At 71.6% G+C, this 19074-nt stretch carries 23 protein-coding genes; 13 read left to right on the top strand and 10 right to left on the bottom strand.

The window, feature by feature from the left end; genetic code table 11:
* Window positions 1-117: 117 nt before the first annotated feature.
* Window positions 118-849: a LuxR family transcriptional regulator gene (locus tag MKK55_RS02580; protein WP_147728749.1), complete on the bottom strand. Its 732-nt coding sequence runs from the start codon at window positions 847-849 to the stop codon at window positions 118-120.
* A 175-nt stretch (window positions 850-1024) separates the two neighbouring features.
* Here MKK55_RS02580 and MKK55_RS02575 point away from each other — a divergent pair, with 175 nt between their 5' ends.
* From MKK55_RS02575 to MKK55_RS02555, 5 genes are all read left to right on the top strand, one after another.
* A complete protein-coding gene (locus MKK55_RS02575) occupies window positions 1025-1276 on the top strand; it encodes a hypothetical protein (protein ID WP_147728750.1) in 252 nt (83 codons plus the stop codon).
* 79 nt (window positions 1277-1355) lie between these two features.
* Window positions 1356-2174 (top strand): trypsin-like serine protease, encoded by an 819-nt coding sequence (locus MKK55_RS02570; RefSeq protein WP_243933124.1) that lies wholly within the window; start codon window positions 1356-1358, stop codon window positions 2172-2174.
* Between the two features lie 127 nt (window positions 2175-2301).
* Window positions 2302-2553, top strand: a complete 252-nt coding sequence (locus MKK55_RS02565; protein ID WP_147728751.1) for a hypothetical protein — start codon at window positions 2302-2304, stop codon at window positions 2551-2553.
* Between the two features lie 105 nt (window positions 2554-2658).
* Window positions 2659-3036: a phage holin family protein gene (locus MKK55_RS02560; protein WP_243933123.1), complete on the top strand. Its 378-nt coding sequence runs from the start codon at window positions 2659-2661 to the stop codon at window positions 3034-3036.
* Window positions 3037-3144: 108 nt separating this feature from the next.
* The gene (locus MKK55_RS02555) at window positions 3145-3873 is read left to right on the top strand and encodes a spermidine synthase (RefSeq protein WP_243933121.1); all 729 of its coding nucleotides are present in this window, start codon (window positions 3145-3147) and stop codon (window positions 3871-3873) included.
* A gap of 29 nt (window positions 3874-3902) precedes the next feature.
* Here MKK55_RS02555 and MKK55_RS02550 read toward each other — a convergent pair whose 3' ends face one another.
* The 6 genes from MKK55_RS02550 to MKK55_RS02525 form a co-directional block, all read right to left on the bottom strand.
* Window positions 3903-4967, bottom strand: coding sequence for a sensor histidine kinase (locus MKK55_RS02550; RefSeq protein ID WP_147728928.1), 1065 nt, complete (start codon window positions 4965-4967; stop codon window positions 3903-3905).
* Window positions 4964-5398, bottom strand: a complete 435-nt coding sequence (locus MKK55_RS02545) for a response regulator (RefSeq protein WP_147728927.1) — start codon at window positions 5396-5398, stop codon at window positions 4964-4966. The genes MKK55_RS02550 and MKK55_RS02545 overlap by 4 nt, the downstream gene beginning before the upstream one ends.
* 14 nt (window positions 5399-5412) lie before the next feature.
* On the bottom strand, window positions 5413-7296 hold the full coding sequence (locus MKK55_RS02540; protein ID WP_243933119.1) for an MHYT domain-containing protein: 1884 nt from the start codon (window positions 7294-7296) through the stop codon (window positions 5413-5415).
* Between the two features lie 220 nt (window positions 7297-7516).
* Window positions 7517-7669, bottom strand: coding sequence for a hypothetical protein (locus MKK55_RS02535; protein WP_187274723.1), 153 nt, complete (start codon window positions 7667-7669; stop codon window positions 7517-7519).
* Window positions 7663-7905, bottom strand: a complete 243-nt coding sequence (locus tag MKK55_RS02530) for a hypothetical protein (protein ID WP_243933118.1) — start codon at window positions 7903-7905, stop codon at window positions 7663-7665. Before MKK55_RS02530 ends, MKK55_RS02535 begins: the two co-directional genes overlap by 7 nt.
* Window positions 7906-8076: 171 nt before the next feature.
* Window positions 8077-8322 carry a 3',5'-cyclic-nucleotide phosphodiesterase gene (locus MKK55_RS02525; protein WP_147729921.1) on the bottom strand — a complete coding sequence of 82 codons (246 nt, stop codon included), beginning with the start codon at window positions 8320-8322 and terminating at the stop codon, window positions 8077-8079.
* Window positions 8323-8506: 184 nt separating this feature from the next.
* On the opposite strand from MKK55_RS02525, the gene MKK55_RS02520 reads away from it, so the two are divergent.
* Window positions 8507-9577 carry a UV damage endonuclease UvsE gene (locus MKK55_RS02520; RefSeq protein ID WP_243933116.1) on the top strand — a complete coding sequence of 357 codons (1071 nt, stop codon included), beginning with the start codon at window positions 8507-8509 and terminating at the stop codon, window positions 9575-9577.
* Window positions 9578-9748: 171 nt separating this feature from the next.
* Window positions 9749-10060 (top strand): hypothetical protein, encoded by a 312-nt coding sequence (locus MKK55_RS02515; protein WP_243933115.1) that lies wholly within the window; start codon window positions 9749-9751, stop codon window positions 10058-10060.
* Window positions 10061-10544: 484 nt separating this feature from the next.
* Here MKK55_RS02515 and MKK55_RS02510 read toward each other — a convergent pair whose 3' ends face one another.
* The gene (locus MKK55_RS02510; protein WP_187274722.1) at window positions 10545-11249 is read right to left on the bottom strand and encodes a hypothetical protein; all 705 of its coding nucleotides are present in this window, start codon (window positions 11247-11249) and stop codon (window positions 10545-10547) included.
* 356 nt (window positions 11250-11605) lie between these two features.
* Between MKK55_RS02510 and MKK55_RS02505 the strand changes: the two genes are divergently transcribed.
* Window positions 11606-11884 (top strand): hypothetical protein, encoded by a 279-nt coding sequence (locus MKK55_RS02505; RefSeq protein WP_147727297.1) that lies wholly within the window; start codon window positions 11606-11608, stop codon window positions 11882-11884.
* An 84-nt stretch (window positions 11885-11968) separates the two neighbouring features.
* On the opposite strand, the gene MKK55_RS02500 is transcribed toward MKK55_RS02505, so the two are convergent.
* Window positions 11969-12199 (bottom strand): hypothetical protein, encoded by a 231-nt coding sequence (locus tag MKK55_RS02500; RefSeq protein ID WP_147727289.1) that lies wholly within the window; start codon window positions 12197-12199, stop codon window positions 11969-11971.
* 217 nt (window positions 12200-12416) lie between these two features.
* Between MKK55_RS02500 and MKK55_RS02495 the strand changes: the two genes are divergently transcribed.
* Window positions 12417-12656 (top strand): hypothetical protein, encoded by a 240-nt coding sequence (locus tag MKK55_RS02495; protein WP_147727290.1) that lies wholly within the window; start codon window positions 12417-12419, stop codon window positions 12654-12656.
* A gap of 1368 nt (window positions 12657-14024) precedes the next feature.
* The gene (locus MKK55_RS02490) at window positions 14025-14213 is read left to right on the top strand and encodes a hypothetical protein (RefSeq protein WP_243933114.1); all 189 of its coding nucleotides are present in this window, start codon (window positions 14025-14027) and stop codon (window positions 14211-14213) included.
* Here the strand turns inward: MKK55_RS02490 and MKK55_RS02485 are convergent.
* A complete protein-coding gene (locus tag MKK55_RS02485) occupies window positions 14210-15202 on the bottom strand; it encodes an AraC family transcriptional regulator (protein WP_243933113.1) in 993 nt (330 codons plus the stop codon). The two genes, MKK55_RS02490 and MKK55_RS02485, sit on opposite strands and share 4 nt — an antisense overlap.
* A gap of 318 nt (window positions 15203-15520) precedes the next feature.
* Here MKK55_RS02485 and MKK55_RS02480 point away from each other — a divergent pair, with 318 nt between their 5' ends.
* The 3 genes from MKK55_RS02480 (at window position 15521) to MKK55_RS02470 (ending at window position 18965) form a co-directional block, all read left to right on the top strand.
* Window positions 15521-15718, top strand: a complete 198-nt coding sequence (locus tag MKK55_RS02480) for a hypothetical protein (RefSeq protein WP_147727292.1) — start codon at window positions 15521-15523, stop codon at window positions 15716-15718.
* A 584-nt stretch (window positions 15719-16302) separates the two neighbouring features.
* On the top strand, window positions 16303-18267 hold the full coding sequence (locus MKK55_RS02475; RefSeq protein ID WP_243933112.1) for an alpha/beta hydrolase domain-containing protein: 1965 nt from the start codon (window positions 16303-16305) through the stop codon (window positions 18265-18267).
* 446 nt (window positions 18268-18713) lie between these two features.
* Window positions 18714-18965, top strand: coding sequence for a hypothetical protein (locus tag MKK55_RS02470; RefSeq protein WP_147727295.1), 252 nt, complete (start codon window positions 18714-18716; stop codon window positions 18963-18965).
* Window positions 18966-19074 lie beyond the last annotated feature (109 nt).

Raw genomic sequence — 19074 nt, 5'->3', positions numbered from 1 at the left:
AACCTGCGGAACTTGACTGGATCCGGTCAATCCGCGCGAGCATCCCCGCGCGCGCGCGCACGCCGGACGAAGCATGCTTTCGACGAAGCGGTCTTCGAGGTCGGAGGCGCGCGGCGCCTACTTGAGGAACCCGCGCCGGAATCCTTCCGCGACGGCGTGCGTCCGGCTCGCGGTCCCGAGCTTGGTCCGGATCGAGCGCAGGTGCTTCTCGGCGCCGTGCTCGGAGATCGACATCAGCTCGCCGATCTCCCACTCGGTCTTGCCGTCGGCGGCCCATTGCAGGGCCTCGCGCTCGCGCGGCGTCAGCCGGACCTCCGGCCGCGGCGGCCCTTCGCTCAGCACGATCGAGCGGCCGAAGGCGTAGCTCGCCACGAGCTGCAGCATGCCGCGCAGCTCCGGCGAGGGATCGAACCGCTCGGCCCCGAAGCTGAACCCCGCGACGCGCCCGTCGAGGGTGATCAGCGGCACGGTGAAGCCCTGGCGCAGGCGGAAGTCGCCGGCCTCCTCCATCACCCGCCGGGCGGCCGCGTCGGCGCGGTATTCCGGCTCGATGTCGGACCACCGGAACGCGGTCAGGTCCGTGGTCAGGCGCTGGATGGTCGGGTCGCGGAACAGGTGGCCGGCCTTGAAGTAGCGGTCGGTCCAGCCGGCCGGCGTGCTGTCGAGCAGGACGTGGGCCGCCTGGTCGCGCCGGCTGGTGCCGGGCATCGGGATGATGCCGGCGAACGTGCTCTCCACGCCGAGCTTGGACACGGCGGACAGCAGCGTGCGATTCAGATCGCCGACGGAGCCGGCCCGGTCGAACGCCTGGAACAGGCCGTAGGTGACGTCGATCGCCTTCGTGATCATGTGTTGCGCAGCCGTTTCGCAGGAGCCGTCCGACGGAGCCGGCCGTCGTCTTCCGTACGCGAACTGGGTCGCCATCCCACCATGCGGCTGGACAGACACCATCCTGCCCTGTTTATAGGGGATTGAAAGTTTATTCTAGGTTGTATAACGAGACGCATGACGTGAGGAGTCCGACGTGGACGACGGCCGGAACAACGGATCGGACCGATCCGAACGGGCGCGGATCCTGCTGGGGAAGATCGCGGAGCTCCTTCGTGTCGACACGGCGTTCTTCCTCTCGCCGCGTTCCGGCGCGCCGGGCTCCGACGCGGACCCCGCCGAGTTGCTGCGCCTGTTCCAATCGATCGGCGATCCGGACCTTCGGCGCTCGGTGATCGCCATGCTCAAGGACCTCGAGGCGAAGGACGATACGCGCCGCGACTCCTGAGAGCTGCAGGACGGCGCGGCGGCCCCCGCGTCCTCGCGCCCGATTGCCCTCCGGCGCGCCCGGATGATCTCTGGACGGCGTGTTCCACACCCCCGAGGCCCGCGTGTCCCGAATTTCGACCCCGTCCCGAGCGGGCATTCGCCCCGCCCTGCGTCACCTTGCCTCACGTCTCGTCGTTCCGCTTCTCGCGCTCGCTTCGGGGAGCGCGCCGGCCGCGGCGCTCGAGGGCGGTGCCGCGGGCCGGTCGGGCGATGCGCTCGCGCAGGCCACCGTCGGGCTCGGGACCGTGACCGCGCCCGAGGACGGCCTGCACCTCTCGCGCTGCACCGGCGTCCTGATCGCACCCGACCTGATCCTCACGGCGGCCCATTGCGTCAACGGCGATCCGCTCGGCTCGCTCGTGGTGTTCTTCCGCGGCAGCGAGCCGGTGAAGCCGGTCCGCACCGCCCGGGTGATCGCGCGCTACAGCCCGGATCCCGGTCAGATGACCTCGAACGTCGTCGACGTCGACCTGAACAGCCTCTCGCTCGACCTCGCCGTGCTGCGCCTCGCCGAGCCGGTGCGCGACCGCGTGCCGGTGCCGCTCGCCACCGACCCGAGCCGGGTGCCGAGGAGCCTGCGGGTCGCCGGGACCGGCGTGTCGGGCCGGGTGGTCGGCCGGCTGCGCACCGCGATCCTGACGCCCGTCGCCGCGTCGAGCACCGGGCTGACGATCGCCCGCGTGAACGGCGGCCGCGTCTGCTTCGGCGATTCCGGCGGCCCCGTGGTGGGGCAGGACCGGCGCGGCGTGTTCGTCTGGGGCGTGGCGAGCGCGGTGCTGTCGCGGCAGGCCCCGTGCGGGAGCCTCGTCGTGATCGCGCCGGCGGCGCAGGTCTTCACCAGCAGCGGGATGCGCTGACGCCGCGCCCCGGGGTTTTTCGCATCGTCCGATGCAACGCCGGGCCCGTGCCGATGTTGAACCGGCACAGCGTGCCTGCGTCGCCGTCGTGCCGAGTTCCGCCCATTCTCGATCGTGCGGGCTTCCCATGCTCTACGAACGCCTGCTCGACCTCGCCCCGGGGGCGCGGCTCGAACGCCGCCTCGCCGAGCGCGTCGCGGCCCGCCTGGTGATCGGGCTCCTCCTGAGCCTTCCCCTCTGCGCGGTCGCCGCGTTCCTCCTGGCCGCCGGTGCGATCCACGCCGTCCTGATGGGCGTCTGGGATGCGGGACGGATCGCGGGGCTGCTGATCCGGGACGCGTGCGAGCGCGCGCTCGCGCCGCCGATCACGCCGCGCTGACCGGCGGCCGTCGCCATCCGGGAACGCCCGGTCGCATCCGGGGTTGGTAGCCGCGCCGAACTGGTGCACCGCTCCCGGCCCCCTTCTGGACGACGGCACCGCTCGATGCAGGATCGCACCCCCGAGAGCACCTTCGCGCTGACCCTCGGGATCCTGCGCGAGAGCGGGCGCCTGGTCGGGCGGACCCTCGACCTTGCGCGGACCGAGATCGACGGCAACCTCCGGGCGCTGATCGGCCTGTTCGCGCTCCTGGGAACGATCCTCGTGCTGCTCGTCGCGGCGTTCTTCGTCTTCCTCGACGCGATGGTGAAGGCGCTCGCGGCGCTGATCGGCTCCGAGGTCGTGGCCGCGCTGATCGTCGCGAGCCCGTTCCTGGTCGCCGCCGGCCTGCTGGCGTCGTTCGGCCTGCGCCGCATCGCGCGCGCCACCCGGATCGAGCGCCCGAAGGCCCGCGGACGGGCCGCGCTCGCGGCCGGCGCCTGACGCGGCGCGCGCGGCGCGAGGCCCTGGATCACGCCCCTCGCGGCGCCCTCCAACCGCTGGTACAGGGGCGTTCCTGCAGCCACGCCGCCGGACGGCGGGAGGACATCCGTGACTTCTTGGGTCCATGTCGACACCGGTCTCGTGCCCGGCGAGGAGACCACCCTGCGCCTGATGCGGCAGGGCGACGCCTTCGCGATCACGGTCGGCAACCAGGACCTGATGCGCGACCGGCACTGCGAATCCGAGCGGGCGCTGGCGACCCTCGTCGCGGCGCGGCTTCGGGACCGGCCGAAGGCGCGCGTGCTGATCGGCGGCCTCGGCATGGGCTTCACCCTGCGCGCGGCGCTCGGCGCCTTCGGGCCGGAGGCGGAGATCGTCGTCGCCGAGCTCGTGCCCGCGGTGGTGGCGTGGGCGCGCGGGCCCCTGGCGCACCTGTTCGACGGCAGCCTCGACGATCCCCGGCTGGCCCTGCACGAGGCGGACGTGAACCGCCTGATCCAGTCCGGCCCGGCGGCGTTCGACGCGATCCTGCTCGACGTCGACAACGGCCCCGAGGGCATGGTCCGGGGCGAGAACAACCGCCTGTACGACGGCTGGGGCCTGAAGCGCGCCCATTACGCCCTGCGCCCGGGCGGCATCCTCGGCGTCTGGTCCGGCCGGCCGGACCGCAAGTTCAAGGCGCGGCTCGCCCGCTCGGGCTTCTCCGTCGAGGAGGTCCGGGTGCGCTCGCGTGCCAGCGGGGAGGGGCCGCGGAACGTCCTGTGGCTCGCCACCCGGACGGGGCCGGCGGCGGTGCCCCCCGTCCGCGCCGATGCCGTCCCGACCCCGGCCGCCTAGAGGATCCGATCCGCGCGAAAACGGGGCCGTCAGGCCCGGAACGACAGCACGGCCCGGGTGCCGATGCGGTCGGGCACGTAGCACAGGCCCGAGCGCAGGTTCGTCGCCATCGCCCGGATGATGCGCGAGCCGAGGCCCGTGCCGCGCGGCCGTCCCTCGCCCGTCCAGCCGATCCCGTCATCCTCGACGGCGAGCTCGAGGGTGTCCTCGGCCCGGCGCCGGAGCTCGACCCGGATCTCGCCGGCCGCATTCACCGGGTAGGCGTACTTGTAGGCGTTGGTCACCAGCTCGGTCACGACCACCCCGACGGAGACCGCCTTGTCGGTGGCCAGCCGCACCGGGTCGGCGCTCAGCCGGATGGCGTGATCGCGCCCCGAGGCCCGCATCGCCGCCTGCAGCTCCTCGACGAGGCTGGCGAGATAGGCGTCGAGCTCGACCGCCTCGACGTCGTCGGAGGTGTAGAGGCGGCGGTGGATGCCGGCGATGGCCGAGATCCGCGCCTGCATCTCCTCGAGCGCCGCCTTCGCGGCCGGGTCCGAGACGGCGCTGGTCTGCATGTGCGTCAGCGCCGCCACCAGGGCGAGGGAGTTGGCGACCCGGTGGTTGACCTCGCGCAGCAGCATCACGGCGTGGTCGCGCGCCGCGCGGACCTCCGCCTCGGCGCGCTCCTTGTCGCGGCGCAGGGCCTCCTGGCGCAGCGCGGTGTCGACGGCGCCGCCGAGCAGCTCGCGGAACTGGCCCTGCACGTCCTTCCAGACGTAGTCGACCGCGCCGGCCTTCAGCGCGGCGACGGCGACCCGGCTGTCCTCGGAGCCGGTGACGTAGACCACCGGCGGCGCGTCGGGCAGGGCGCGGATCGCCGGAAGCACGTCGAGCCCGGTCTGCCCCGGCATGTGGTGGTCGAGGGCGACGACGTCGATCCCGCCCCGCGCCAGCCGCTCCAGCCCGGCATCGCCGCTGGCGGCGAGCTCGACCACGTAGCCGCGCGCGCCGAGCGCGCGCTGGACCAGGCGCGCGAGCCCGGGGTCGTCGTCGATGTAGAGGATGCGGGCCGTGCCGGCCGGGTCGGCCGCGGCGGGGGGAGGGCCGGTCATGGATTCTCGGGCACCTGGATCACCGAGAAGAACAGGCCGAGCTGGCGGATGGCGTTCGCGAAGCCTTCGTAGTTCACCGGCTTGGTGATGTAGACGTTGGCGCCGAGATCGTAGCAGCGCTGCACCTCGCGGCTGTCGTCGGTGGTGGTCAGGACCACGACCGGCGAGCGCTTGGTGTGCGGGTTGGCCTTCACCTTCTCCAGGATGTCGATCCCGGTCATGTCCGGCAGGTTGAGGTCGAGCAGGATCAGCAGGTGGCGCCGGGCGCTGGCCTCGCCCGAGCCGTCCGGCCCGAGCAGGAAGGCCAGGGCCGAGGTGCCGTCGCGGAAGGGGATGATCTCGTTGTTCACGCCGGCGCGGCGGATGTTCCGCTCGATCAGCCGGGCGTGGCCGTCGTCGTCCTCGATCATCACGATGCTGACGGCGTTCATGGCGGCCTCCAGGGTCATTCCGCGGCCAGCGTCGTCGGGGCGCCGTGTGCCTCACGACCTGTAGCGGCCTCGCGCGGCAGCGTCACCTCGAAGGTGGTGCCCGCGCCCAGCGCCGAGGCGAGGTCGATGCGTCCGCCGAGCGACCGCACCAGCGCCTTGACGTGCGCGAGCCCGATCCCCTCGCCCGGCCGGTCCTGGACCCCGGAGCGGCGGAACAGCTCGAACACGCGGGCGTGGTCGCGCGGGGCGATGCCGCGGCCGTTGTCGGCGACGGCGATGCGCACGCGGTTGCCGCCCACCGACCGTGCGGCGATCGTGATCCGCCCGGGCCGGGCCGGGTCGAGGTACTTTACCGCGTTGTCGATCAGGTTGCCGAGGACCTGCTCGACCGCCAGCCGGTCCGCGACGATGGTCGGCAGGTCGGGGGCGACCTCCACCGTCGCGCCGGCGGTCTCGATCTGGTGGCGCTGCGCGTCGACGAGCGACCGCAGGAGGCGCGTCAGGTCGAGGGGTTCGGGCGCGAAGCTGCGCCGCCCCTCGCGCGAGAGCTTCAGGATGGCGGCGATCAGCCCCTCCATCCGGGTCACGGCGGCCCGGATGAAGCCCAGCGCCTCGCCGAGATCGGCGTCGAGCCGCTCGGCCTCCGGGTGGTCCCCCAGCGCCCGGCGGATCTCGGGGCGGGCCTCCTCCAGCTCGGAGGTGAAGCCCATGACGTTGACCAGCGGCGAGCGCAGGTCGTGGCTGACGATGTAGGCGTAGCGCTGGAGCTCCTCGTTCGATTCCCGCAGCTCGCCTTCGGCCTCGCGCTGCTCGGTGATGTCGGTGTGCACGCCGACCCACTCGGTGATCGCGCCGCGGTCGTCGAGGACCGGCACGGCGCGGATCGCGAAGTGACGCCAGTTGCCGTCGCGGGCGCGGACCCGGTGCTCGTGCACGAAGGGCCGGCGCGCGGCCACCGTCGCGTTCCAGGCCGCGATGCTCGGCTGCACGTCGTCGGGGTGCACGGCGCTCGCCCAGCCGAAGCCGGCATAGGCCTCGGGCGCCTGGCCCGTCAGCGCCGCCCAGCCGGGCTGCTCGCCGACCATCCGGCCGGCGGCGTCGTTGGTCCAGAGCACGCCGCGCACCGCCTGGACGGCGGCGCGGAACCGCGCTTCGCTGGCCTGCAGATCACGCTGGACCCGCTGCTGGTCGACGGACGAGGCCAGCATGGCGAGGAAGAGGATCAGGAAGGTCGCGCCGCCGACCGAGAGGGCGAGGTTCTGCTGGCCCGCGCCCACGCCGCCGGCATGGGCGGCGTGGGCGCCGGCGGCCTCCGCCGTGAACGTCGCCGCCGCCATCCCGGTGTAGTGCATCCCGGCGACCGCGAGGCCCATCACGAACGCGGCGGACAGCTTCTGCCAGACGCCGTGCCGGCGCAAGGTCAGCCACAAGGCGGCCGTCGCGGCGGTGACGGCGATCGCCACCGAGAGCGCGACCACGGGCCAGCTGTAGGCGAGATTGCCGGGCACCCGCATCGCCGCCATGCCGGTATAGTGCATGCCCGCGACGCCGACCCCCATCAGCGGACCGCCGACGAGGACCTCGCGCGGGCCCGCACCCGGACGGCTGATCAGGACGAAGGCCGCGCCGGTGGCGCCGACCGCGATCAGCAGGGAGGCGAGGGTGAGCGTGAGGTCGTAGGCGGCCGGCATGCCCATCTCGAAGGCGAGCATGCCGACGAAGTGCATCGACCAGATGCCGCCGCCCATCGCCAGGGCGGCCCCGGCGACCCAGGCCCAGCGCGGACCGCGGGCGGCGCCGCGCATCCGCCCGGCGAGGTCGAGGGCGGTGTAGGAGGCGAACACCGCGATCGCCAGGGACAGGGCGACGAGGGCGGGATTGTAGCCGGTATGGACCATGGCGCGACCGGTGACGGGGACATTCGCGCGAGGCGGGTCGCGGCCGTCGCCGCACGGCTCGGGTCGGCCAGCGCGCTCGCGGCTCGCGCGACCTTAGTGGGCTTTGGCCCGAAGGGAATCCCGGTTTGGCGAAAGAGCACCTCGCGTGCGGACGGCTTTCGCTGCGGGGGTGCCGGGGACCGCCCGCCGCGACGGCCGCCGGCGGGCTTCCGCGCGTCGGTCAGGCCAGGAGCAACTGGATCAGCAGGTCCGAGACGAGGACGAGAAGGACGCTCGCGGCGATGTAGGCCGGCATCCGGCTCGTGCGCCCGCGCAACCCGAGCGGCGACGCCGCGAGCTCGTCCGCATCGTCGAGGCGGCCGAGCCTCAGCACGACGCCGACGGCCGGGTGTCGGGCGGGGGGACGCGGTCGGCGGCGCGCGGGTCCGCCTGGGAGATCTCGCGGAGCAGGTCGTCGCGCTGCGCGTCGATCAGGTCGGGCAGGATGTCGTCGTCGCTGTCGTCGATCGCCGCGATCAGGCGGAAGCCCGATCCGACGCGCTCGAACGCGACCCGGACCTCGCGCTGCGCATACGGGTCGTGCGGGTCGAGGCAGAGATGCTCGGGCATGGTTTCGGGACACGATGCCGTCGGCGCGGCGAGGGCGCCCGCTTAGGCGGGCACCGTGACGGCCGGATGACGCAGGACTCGCACCCCGGCCGCCGGACGCCCGCGACGGGGCGCCCTCACGGGTCCCGGGGCAGCCCGGCTCGGCGTGCCCGAACTCGACCGGACCTGCCCTTACTTGCCGCCGGAGCCCGCGTAGGCGTCGATCGCCCGGCGGCAGTTCTCCGTCAGCGCGCCGCGGTTCTTCTTGAAGCACGCATCCATCGCCGGATCGTCCGGATCGATGTCGCCGCAGAGCTTCAGCGCGTCCCCGGTGCAGTACTTCTTCAGGTCCGCGTTGCCGCGCGTGGACGTGGGCGCGGCGAGAGCCGGGACGGCCGCGAGGGCGAGGACGAAGGCGAGCGGGGCGACGCGCATCATGGCTTCCAGCTGAGAGGATGTGGCGGGTCGCGGACCTGTTCGGGTCGACGAACCGTGCAGGGAACGCCGGACCGCGCGAAACGGCTCCGTCTTCCCCGGCCGGGCGCCTGCGGCATCGACCCTCCCTGCGGCGGCCGCGCGTCGACGGCGTGGGACGAAACCGGGCGCACGGCGTTCTCGACCCATGATCGATGATGCGCCCCGCCTCGGATTCTGCTGCAAGTTCGTGCTCACGCCGCCGCCGGAGGGCTTCAAGACCCTGAAGGCCGCCCGGGAGGCGGCGCTTCAGATGAACCTCACCAACGCGACCATGGCCTCGCTGACGGCGCTGGCTCCGGCGGCGCGGCGCGCGAAGATCGAGAATCTGGTCCGCCACAACCTCGGGGCGCTGGAGCGCCAGATCGCCTGGGTCGCCGGGCGGCCGCCGATCGCGCGCCTACTGCGCATGGCGAGCAACGTCCTGCCGGGCTACACCCATCCCGTGGCGCGCGACATCTACGCCGAGCCCGAGATGCGCCGCCTCGTGGAGGCGGGCCTCGCCCGCTGCGGCGCGGCGGCGCGGGCGGCCGGCATACGCCTCAGCTTCCATCCCGGCCCGTTCTGCGTGATCGCCTCGCGCAACCCGGCGGCGTCCGAGAACGGCATCGCCGAGTTCGAGTATCACGCCGAGCTGATGGCGCTGCTGGGCTACGGCGGCGGCTGGCACCCGCACGGGGCCCACATCAACATCCATGTCGGCGCCCGCGACCCCGGCACCGACGGCTTCCGCGCCGCCCTGCCGCGCCTGTCACAGACGGCGCGCGACCTCATCACCGTCGAGAACGACGAGAACGCCTTCGGGCTCGACGCGGTGCTGGCGCTCGCCGACAGCGTGCCGGTGGTGCTCGACCTGCATCATCACTGGGTCGAGAGCCGCGGCGAGTACATCGCGCCGGAGGATCCGCGGATCGAGCGCGTGCGCGCGTCCTGGCGCGGGGTGCGGCCGCTCGCCCATGTCAGCGTCTCGCGCGAGACGGTGCTGCCGGAGCACGACCGCGACGCGCTGCCCGACTTCGCCGCGCTGACCGAGGCCGGGCATTCCTGGCGCGACCTCGCCGCCCACTCGGACATGATGTGGAACAGGGCCCTGAACGCCCTGGTCGGGCGCCACATGAAATGGGCGGATTTCGAGATCGAGGCGAAGTCCAAGAACCTGGCCTCCGACGCCCTCGCGGCGGAATTCCGCGACGGAGGAGCCGGCGCATTCCCTTCCTAGCCGCACAGGCGTACCGGTTGCAGGGCGGCATCGGGCGGCCGATCGAAGGTCAACCGTTCGAGACCGTGGCCGCGTTCGAGGCGATGCCCTGTTCGAAGCGATGGGCTGTTCGCAGCGAAGCCCTGCGTTTGAAGCGATGCCTGCGCCGCCGGCAGGCCGACGGGATACCCCATGAAGGATCTGAGCCCGGAGGACGCGCAGGCCGTCGACAGGATGGCGTTCCACCTGCTGCGCGAGGCCTATTGCGACCTCGCCGGCGTGATGATGACCGCGAACGCCGCGGCCGCGCGGACGGTGCTGAGCACCATCGAGCAGCGCCTCACCGACACCCTCGGCCGCTTCCATTCCGAGACCGCCGAGGGCGCCGCCTCGACGGCGATCGTGATCGCGGTCGGCGACAAGATCGGCGACGTGATGGACGAGGCGCAGAACCGGAACGCCGCCCCGTCGGCCCGGAAGCGGACCGCCGACCTGAGAGGCTGACGCGGCGTGCCGGGACCGGGCCCGGCGCCGCGTCCGTTCCCGCCTCGCCGCGAGGCACCTTGTCGCGAGGACCTTGCCGCGAGGGCCTTGCCGCGAGGGCCTTGCCGCGGGGAAGGACGGTGCGTCCGCGAGGCGCGACGGCCCGGTCCCCCGCGGAATCCGCTGACGCTCCGGCCGTCGCCCGTGCTCCGACCGGGGGCCGGGAGAGCACGGCGGGGGCGCAAAAAGGCCCGGCGCGGAAGTCTCCGGCCGGGCCAAGGTGATCTCGGGCCTCCTGCGTGAACGAGTCAGGACCGGCCGTCATCCTCCAGATGGGGGATCGAGTTTCCGGCACCTGGCGCCCGGACGCTCGCGGAGGTTCCGCACCCCGGCGTGCCGGCGGCTTCACGCATGGCGCCCCTCGCAGCGGCCGACCCGAGCGATCGTCATCAACGGAGAGGGCGCGGGTCCCGGCCATCGACCCGATCCCAGCCGGGGGCCTGCGTCACCGCGGATGATCGTCCGCCGCTTTCGGCTCCGCCCGCTCCAGGGCGACGCGCGCGGCATGGAACCACCACAGCGGCATGTCGCGGTTCATCCCGGCCAGATCCGAGACCCAGCCCTCCTTCGGCATCGTGTCGGCGCGATCCGCGAACAGCCGCAGGGCGGTCTCGACCCGTTCACGCTGGGCGCGCTCGAGAATGGCCATGCGCTCGGCTGCGTTCCGCTCCGCGGTGAGCTTCACCAGGCGCTGCGTGGCCAGATCGTCGGCGTCGAAGGCGAATTGCTGCCAGAAGGTCTCCGCTTCCCGCGCGACGTCGCGCTCGCGCTGCATCAGGGGCAGGGCCGCCTCCGCAGCGGCCTGGGCGGCCGCGGAGGCCCGGGCGCGCTCAAGCATCCGGTTGTTGGCTTCCAGCAGTTCGCGCTCGCGCTCCGGACCCATGCGCTGGCGGCGCAGGACGTTCACCTCCTCCTCGACCATCCGGCGTTCCTCGCCCTGGCGCGCCAACAGGGCGAGCAACCCGGCGATGGGGCCGCCCAAGAGGGCATCGGCGCGCCCGAGATAGCGCGCGCGCAGCCCAGGATGCTCGCGGTCCAGGCGATCGCCGATCCAGGGCGGCGCACCGGCGATCTCCGCACTGTCGTGCTCGTAGAGGGTGCAGGCCATCGCGTCGCGCAGGCTGGCCGGCGTCGGATCGGTCATGGTCATGCGGATCTTTCGGCATGGAATGGGGACGCGCGGGAAACGCGGTCGTCGCGCACGCGGATCGCGGCCTGCATGACGGCGATCCCGACATGGTGGCCGATCTCGACGGGGAGCAGGCCGCCCGTCGTGCCGATCGGCCGGCATCGGGCGATCGGGAAGGCGGATCGGCGCCGATGTGCGAGACGAGGCCGGGCGAAGCGTCGCGCGGGGCCGACCGGATGGTTGGTGCTCCGGCAGCCGCACCGTGCTCTGGCAGCCACACTCGGCATCGACGTTCGCCGACACGGACAAGCTGCCACACTCTGTCCCAAGCGATCACCCAGGTCTCTGCGCATCCAGCGAGGCAAGGCGAGGTCGCGATGAGCACGAACGAACAGGCAAACGCAGGCGCCGTCGTGCCCTTTCCCGCCCGGATCTCTGCCGCGGTCGCGGACGCGGACACCGCCTCGATCATCGCCGTGCTGCAGGACCAGCTCGTCCTGGCTCGCGAAGGCAAGCTGCGATCGGTCGCCGTCGTGTCCGTGTCCGCAGATGGCGAGGCGGTCGGCACGCAGTGGTCGTGCAAGGGGGCCGACATCACCGGCCTGATCGGGAAGTTGACCGTCCTGACGCACGACCTGATGGCAGCGAGGACATAGCTGCGCCCGTCCGCCGAGCCGCGATCCGTGAAAACCCGAACCGACCTGTGAGAACCGCGTCCTTCGGCGCTTTTCCGGCCAAGCTCAGGCCTCGGCAGCCTCTCCCGACGCGCCGGTCTCCGGCGGCTTCGGAGCCGGCGCTTCGGCGATGTCCCGATACCAGCGCCAACGGGCTTTGCTGACGCGGCGCCGCTGGCCGGTCGCGTCGACGAAGTCGCCCGCGACGACCGCGTCGGGATCGGCTTTCACAAGACGGCAATACGTGCGCGCCATCTGAATGGCGTCGACCTGATCGAGCAGCGGTTTCCGGGTCACGACAGCATCCCCATCGCAAAAGACACGTCCCTGCCATACTGGGCTAAGTTTTCGTCAACGAACCGCCTCTATCTGCAACGATACGGAGGCCGTCGGGCGACGAGGCGAATCCAAAGCCGCGCCGGCCCTGTCCAGCGATCCTCTTCCTCTTCATCACGATGACTCGGATCACGGCCATGCGGCCGCCGGCCGAGTTCGACAGTCAGGATTGGCGTCCGTGAACTTCACCGTCACCGCTCGCATATCGGCACAACGGTTTTCGCATCACTACAACTCGATGCTGGACGCTCTGGAGCAAGGCCTATCGCTGCAGGCCTCGGGCCTGGCCGACGTCCGGATCGTCGACGGCAATGGTCACGCCCGCACCCCTGCCGCGATCTATCAACTCCTGTTCGGAGCCAAGGACACCGTCGCCCCGACCGGCGGGGAAACCGCCGTCCTCGCCCTGGCGGCCTGACACTCCCTCGGCCTGAACGGCGTCGCGGTGGCGGCCCTCGCCGCGGGAGGTCTCGCGCCCGCGTTCGCCCGGAGGCCGCCGGGCTCGGTCGATCCGTCCGTCGCCGTCGGCACAGGGGCGACGTCCCGCGTTTGCCTGGCGGTCGGCACCGGCCCACATTCGGCGGCACGCAGCCTCCTGAAGGGACTCCGGTGATGGACCCGCACAATTACCTCCTGATCGCGTGGGCCGTCGGCGCGTTGGCGCTCGGTCTTGGAACCGCTTGGCTCGCGCGCCGGGCGCCCTGAGCGTCACCCGGAGAGCAACAGGCTCGGGTCTGGCGCCCGAACCGAGCACGAACGCCGGATCGTCGGCGCGACGATGCGGCACCGGCCGGCGCCTCACGCGTCATAGGACCACCGATGCCCCGCCGGCTCGAAGTCGCCCTCGTCTGTCGGCCGCCGCGATGCCGGAACGGCGGGCATAGCCGCCGCGATCACCCCGGGCGTCGACCCAGCGCAGGATCGTCGCGAGCAGGAGGCGGTCGGCGACGCAGGGGTCATTCGGAGCGCCGCCCTCGTCCATGTCGTCGGGCGGCCTCCATGCTCGGGCGGCGAACTCGCCGATCCCGTCCGAAGGTTCGGTGGCTCGAGGCCGTTGCGACCTCACCCGCTCTGCCGCCTCGCCGCGGCCGACCCGCGATCGCCGTCGAAAGGTCACGTGCGGGACGGCAATCCCGTGCGCCCGTCGCCGCCCTCGACGCCGATCATGGCGCGACACGTCCGGCCGGACCGGGCCGGCTCCCGGGGGCCGACCGCCTGCCGGCGGCCGCACGTCCGGGTGAGACGCAGATACACGTCGTAGAGGTCGGCGTGGTCGCCGAACCGCTGCCGGAGGCGCGCCAGGTCGTAGGTGCCGCGCCGGTTGCACGGCGGGCACGCGACGACGAGCCGGCCACCCCGGAGATCGCACAGGCGCTCCCTCAGCCGGTTTTCGCGATCGGCAACGCACCCACCGGCATCGCCGCCATCGGCGGCCCGGAGCGGCCAGGGTCGCGCTGGCCGATCGGAGCGCGCGGGCTGGCTTTCGAGGACATGGAGCCGTTCCCGCCGATGTGCGCGATGGCGCGGCCGCCGGTCCGGTCGCGCGGACCTGTCCCCGCACCTTCGGGCTCGATGCGGAGCGCCGGGCGAAGCGATGAACGAGACCAAGGTTTTGGAAAGGTGATGGCTCCCCGAGCCGTTCTCAAACAACCCTTTATCATCGAGACTGTTTGCCCCGCACCTGGGGGGGAGGGGGGGTCATTGAGGCGGAAGGGTTATTTTCGGCGGCCCCCGCACCGACATCGCCTTGGTAGCGTCCGCTCCCGCCTGCCACGACGATCACCCCATGCGCGACCCGACCGTCAGCCTGTTCCGGTTCGCGAGCGGGCACACGGTGGACCCGGCCGCCGCGGTGAAGGACCATGAGCCATCGCGGAAGGCGGTCGCCGAGCCCGGCGCATCCGGGAATTTTCAGCGCGGCATGGTGCGAACCGCGATCCTGCTGGCGCGGCCGACGGCCCCGCGAGCGACTTAGCCGAGCGCTCGCATCCATGTTGCTGCAGCCGGTGAACTCGGCAATTCTAGCTCTCCAGATGTTTTGCGTGACGCGCGGTAGTCCCGAGGGCTCTGGCCGTAAGCCTCCCGGAAGGTTCGGCTGAAGTGGCTGAAATTACCGAACCCGTAGGCTTCACTGATCACGCCGATATTTCGGCCCTCATGCGGATCATCCAAAGCCGCCCTCACGGCAGCGAGACGTTGCTGCATCAGATAGCGGGCTACCCCGCCTTCAGGTTCGAACAGGTGGTACAATCGGGTCCGAGACAAACCGACAGCCGATGCGATCTGCTCGACCGTCAGCGCCTTGGCAAGGTTGCTGCGGATGTACCGTTTCGAGGCGGACAATCGGGCCATGCTTGCCGGGGCACTTGCCATCGCCTGCCGATCCCGGTCGGGCCGGGCTATGGCTGCAAGCAAGTGGAGCGTGGCCTGCGCAATGTCGAGCGCCTGGTCCGTCCCTATCGTGTGCCGATGCGCGACCAAGCCGCGGAGATGTTCAGCAAGCAGGCAGGCCGTTGGACCAGCGAGGATCGCCCCATGCAGCGTTTCTTCGTTAGGAAGCAGGCGAGCGACGCTGTCGCGCGCGAGGCTCACGATTAGTGAGTTTGTTTCGCGAACTCGGCTGCGTCGATAAGGCTGCGACAGGTCGTTGAGCGTGAAAGCGCCAGGCGGAACTTTTTGGGTGCCGCGATCCGACTCGATCGCGTAGGTGTGCTGGCTCAGCAGCAGGGTAAACCGCTCCTGGCCATCCTGCCTGATCTTAGATCGCGTGCGGCCTGTCCTTTGAGGCGAGGCGTTCATGACGTGCAGCAGGACCGGACCGATCTGTGTGGTGTCGATGCGAGCAGAGAAGCCGTGCGGGTCCGCATCCAGATCGTGAGCGCTGAACAAGGTCCGCCACGCGTCGAAGCGATCGCGCTCAGGCAAGTCATCAGTCGAGAACGAAGAATGCCGAACAACGCTCATGACGCTGCTTCTTTTCCTCGAGGAGATCGCCTCTCGCGAGGGAGGCGGGCCGCAGGTCTACTCGCCCTGAGATCCAATGAAGCGCTGTTCATGGAGTAGGGCGAGCATCGGCGTACTCGATTTGCGGGTCGCTTTCCATCTTCTGGTTGAGCGTCTGAATACTGCGTCGAGACCTCGCACGCCCTGCAGCGTGTGACGATCGTCATCGCCCGACGCGCCCTCAGATTGCAGCACCCGCCGCCACGGCTTTGTCCCGCTCTACTCGATCGGGTCGGGCTTCCTCGGGATGCTCGCGGCCGAGGGGTACGCGAGGCTGGCGTGAGTAGCCTCATCGGCTCCCGCACGCAGCCCGACAGCGACTGCGACCTCATCGCCCGCGATGCGGATCGCTACCGCGTCGGCCGGATCCGGCGCGAGCACGGCAACCTGCAGCGGGGGGCGTTCTTCCCGAAGGGGGTCCAAGGCTGCGCCTGGCACAGCTGGCTGCGGGTCGAGAGCAAGGGACGAGGCGACTGAGCGCCTGCATGTCGCGTGGCGCGCGTGAATGGCGATCGACGAGGCGGGTACGGCAGGGCCGAACGCCGCGTTGTGCCGCCCGGCCCGCGCCTCCACCCCGCCGGCCGTACCATCGTGCGGCATGATCCGGATTATCGACCAAGCCCTTGCGGAGCCCCCAGCCGATCGCTCGGAGCGCCTGGAGACAATTCAGCAGCCATCCTTGCAGCCATCCTGGCAGCGTTCCCGGACGCGACGATCGAGATCGTCCCGGGCCCGCTCGACGACGACCTCGCGGTGGAGGTTGGGCGTCCGCTCTCGCATCTCGACGCGTCGCAGGCCGTCCGGAAGCGCCGGGGCGACTTCAGTCCCGTCGGCAGCGCGGCCGAGCCGTAGCCGTCAGATGCACGGAACGCCCCCTCATCGTGGCTCGCGGGGTGCGATGGCGCGTTGCGGACCGTCGTCGCCCCAAGCCCGAGGACGATACCGCACCTGACAGGTCGGCGGGGGCGACATCTGTCGAGGAGCCATCCCTCTCGACGCTCACGCCTCCATGTGATTGCTGATGGTACCGGCCTTCGTAGAGCCGGACCTCGGGAGTGACCATGCGAACCAGTGGCGTCATCATCGCCGTGCTCGGCTGCGCCCTGGGCGTCGCGCCTGCGCAATCCCGCATCGTGGGCATCGATATCACGACGGTCGAGCCCTTCGCCGACGGGGTCGCGTTCGGTGCGGCCGGCGCCTACGAGCGCGTCATCGGCACGGCGCGCGGCGAGCTGGACCCGGCGGACCCGGCCAATGCCGGCATCGTCGACATCGCGCTCGCGCCCCGCAACGCGCGCGGCATAGTCGCGTACCAGACCGACCTGTTCATGCTGCGCCCGAAGGATCCGGCCCGCGGCAGCGGCACGCTGCTGTTCGAGGTGCTGAACCGCGGCCGCAAGTTCCTGTTCAACTGGGTGCTCGACGCGCCGGCCCAGGCGGCCCAGGCCGTCAACGATCCGCGCACCGCCACCGACGCCGGCACCGGCCTCGTCCTGCGCCGCGGCGACACGGTCGTCTGGTCGGGCTGGGAGGCGGACGCGCTGCGCCAGCAGGGCGGCATGGCCATCGACGTTCCGGTCGCCGGCCGCAACGGCACGCCGATCGTCGAGACGGTGCGCGACGAGCTCGTCAGCGCGACGCGCGGGCCGCCCGAGGCCCCGTTCTACCTCACCTTCAAGACCGCCGGCCCGGACAAGGCCGACGCGCAGCTCACCGTTCGCCGGCGCGAGGGCGATCCGCCTCGCCCGGTCCCGGCCGAAGCCTGGCACTACGCCACGCCGCGACAGCTGGAGTTGCTGCCCAAGGGTACCAAGCCCCTGCCGGGATCGCTCTACGAGTTCACCTACCCGGCCACCGAACCGAAGGTGCTCGGCATCGGCTTCGCCGCGACGCGGGACGTGGTGGCTTATCTGCGCGGTGGTGCCGCCGACGGCGCGAACCCGGCCGGCGGCACCATCCGCCATGCCGTCGCCCTCGGCATCTCGCAGAGCGGGCGCTACCTGCGCGACTTCGTCTACCAGGGCTTCAACCGCGACGAAGCCGGCCGCCGCGTCTTCGACGGCATGCTCTCGCACATCGCGGGCGTCGGCGGCATCTTCCTCAACGCCCGGTTCGGGCAGCCCTCCCGCACCAACACGCAGCACGAGGACCACCTCTATCCCGAGAACGCCTTTCCGTTCTCGACCGCACGGCAGCACGATCCGGTCACCGGCCGAACCGACGCGCTGCTGCGCGGCGACGGCTTCGATCCGCTCCTGATCGAGGTGAACACCGGGACCGAGTACTGGCAGAAGGGCGCCTCGATGCTCACGACGGATCCGCTCGGCCGGACCGACGTGGCGCTGCCCGGGACGTCGCGCGCCTTCCTGGTCTCCAGCGGCTTTCACTACGGGCGCGCCGGTCTGACCTCGACCAAGGGGGCGTGCGCGAACCTGCGCAGCACCCTGAACCCGGCGCCGGCCCTGCGGGCGCTGCTGGTCGCGCTCGAGGAATGGGTGACCGCGGGCAAGGCCCCGCCGGACAGCCGTGTCCCGCGGTTGTCGGACGGCACGCTGGTGGACGCCGCCGAGATCGGCTTTCCGTTCCTGGTCGGCATCCCGGTCCCGACGACGCCGAACGCGATCGCGCGGTTCGGCACCTACGTCGATCCCCGCCCCGAGACCGGGCCGCAGTACCGCCCGCTGGTGCCGCGGGTCGACGCGGACGGCAACGACGTGGCGGGCATCCGCCTACCCGCCGTCGCAGCCCCCCGCGCGACCTTCACCGGCTGGAACCTGTATGCCGACCCGTTCCCGGCCGGCGCCCTGTGCGATCGTGAGGGCAGCGAGATCCCCTTCGCACGCACACGGGCCGAACGGACGGCCGCCGGCGACCCCCGCCCGTCCCTGGAGGAGCGCTACGCCGAGCCGGACGCCTACGTCGCGGCCGTCGCGAAGTCGGTCGATGCTCTCGTCTCGGATCGCCTGCTGCTGCGCGAGGACGGAGACCGGCTGATCGCGGCGGCACGCCAAGGAGCGACCCCCTAGCCGAAACTGGCAGGTCGAAGAGAAAGCTGGGCCACCGCTCGCGCGGTCTCGCTCCATGGAGAGTTCATGCGCGCACGTCTCACCGGCGCTGCTCTGTTCGTCCTCGCGGCGGCCGGCGCCACGGCTCAACCCTACCGACGATCGGCGCCCTCCGCCTCCATCGGATGAGGATTACGATGGGCCGCCGCCACACCGCTACCGACCGCCCCCGCCGGACTTCGATGACGACAGGCCGCTGCCTCCGCCGCGTCGGCGGGGGCCGCCTCCGCCGGATGACGACGACGATGACGGCCCGCCCCCGCCGCCCCGGTCACGCGCCTACTGAAGCCCGCGAACACGCTCCCTCTCGCGTAGGGCCCGTTCGCTTTTTGTGCTGGCTGTGGCGTGGCTGTAGCAGCCACAGCGGAGCCCTTCGGTTACCGTGGGGCATCCTTCAGGTGCCTCACATGCTCACGTTGACCTCGATCATCACCCGCAGCGTCCTCGCTGTCGCGACCGTGGGCGGCCTTGCGATCCTGGCCGACGGCGCGGTGCGATCTCAGCTCGAGCGGGCTGTGCGGAGCAATCTGAACGTCGTCGGGCGTGCTCCGGCGCCGATGCGGGTTGCCCGGGTGGATGAGCGCTACGTCGCGAAGGGGCTCGATCGGGGTCGGCTTGGCGCCACCATGCGAATGGTTGGCACCGACGACGCGCAGTAAGCGCATCACGCACCGTCGATCCGGGGCCTAAGTCCCATCGCTCCGCTTGCCGCGGGCGACCTCGCGCATGGCCTCGTCCGGCAGCGGCCGCTGAAGCTGCAATGCCTCC

Source organism: Methylobacterium sp. J-059 (assembly GCF_022829485.1).
Taxonomy (GTDB): Bacteria; Pseudomonadota; Alphaproteobacteria; order Rhizobiales; family Beijerinckiaceae; genus Methylobacterium.
The sequence above is the reverse complement of the archived record's forward strand: the minus strand, read 5'-3'. Positions and strand labels throughout refer to the sequence as shown.

Excerpts from the sequence above, each read along its gene's own strand:
- MKK55_RS02510 (WP_187274722.1), bottom strand. The coding sequence starts at position 11,249 with ATGACCATGACCGATCCGACGCCGGCCAGCCTGCGCGACGCGATGGCC.
- MKK55_RS02490 (WP_243933114.1), top strand. The coding sequence starts at position 14,025 with ATGCGCGACCCGACCGTCAGCCTGTTCCGGTTCGCGAGCGGGCACACG.
- MKK55_RS02515 (WP_243933115.1), top strand. The coding sequence starts at position 9,749 with ATGAAGGATCTGAGCCCGGAGGACGCGCAGGCCGTCGACAGGATGGCG.
- MKK55_RS02470 (WP_147727295.1), top strand. The coding sequence starts at position 18,714 with ATGCTCACGTTGACCTCGATCATCACCCGCAGCGTCCTCGCTGTCGCG.
- MKK55_RS02525 (WP_147729921.1), bottom strand. The coding sequence starts at position 8,322 with ATGATGCGCGTCGCCCCGCTCGCCTTCGTCCTCGCCCTCGCGGCCGTC.
- MKK55_RS02550 (WP_147728928.1), bottom strand. The coding sequence starts at position 4,967 with ATGACCGGCCCTCCCCCCGCCGCGGCCGACCCGGCCGGCACGGCCCGC.
- MKK55_RS02530 (WP_243933118.1), bottom strand. The coding sequence starts at position 7,905 with ATGCCCGAGCATCTCTGCCTCGACCCGCACGACCCGTATGCGCAGCGC.
- MKK55_RS02505 (WP_147727297.1), top strand. The coding sequence starts at position 11,606 with ATGAGCACGAACGAACAGGCAAACGCAGGCGCCGTCGTGCCCTTTCCC.
- MKK55_RS02580 (WP_147728749.1), bottom strand. The coding sequence starts at position 849 with ATGATCACGAAGGCGATCGACGTCACCTACGGCCTGTTCCAGGCGTTC.
- MKK55_RS02560 (WP_243933123.1), top strand. The coding sequence starts at position 2,659 with ATGCAGGATCGCACCCCCGAGAGCACCTTCGCGCTGACCCTCGGGATC.
- MKK55_RS02475 (WP_243933112.1), top strand. The coding sequence starts at position 16,303 with ATGCGAACCAGTGGCGTCATCATCGCCGTGCTCGGCTGCGCCCTGGGC.
- MKK55_RS02485 (WP_243933113.1), bottom strand. The coding sequence starts at position 15,202 with ATGAGCGTTGTTCGGCATTCTTCGTTCTCGACTGATGACTTGCCTGAG.
- MKK55_RS02565 (WP_147728751.1), top strand. The coding sequence starts at position 2,302 with ATGCTCTACGAACGCCTGCTCGACCTCGCCCCGGGGGCGCGGCTCGAA.
- MKK55_RS02520 (WP_243933116.1), top strand. The coding sequence starts at position 8,507 with ATGATCGATGATGCGCCCCGCCTCGGATTCTGCTGCAAGTTCGTGCTC.
- MKK55_RS02545 (WP_147728927.1), bottom strand. The coding sequence starts at position 5,398 with ATGAACGCCGTCAGCATCGTGATGATCGAGGACGACGACGGCCACGCC.
- MKK55_RS02540 (WP_243933119.1), bottom strand. The coding sequence starts at position 7,296 with ATGGTCCATACCGGCTACAATCCCGCCCTCGTCGCCCTGTCCCTGGCG.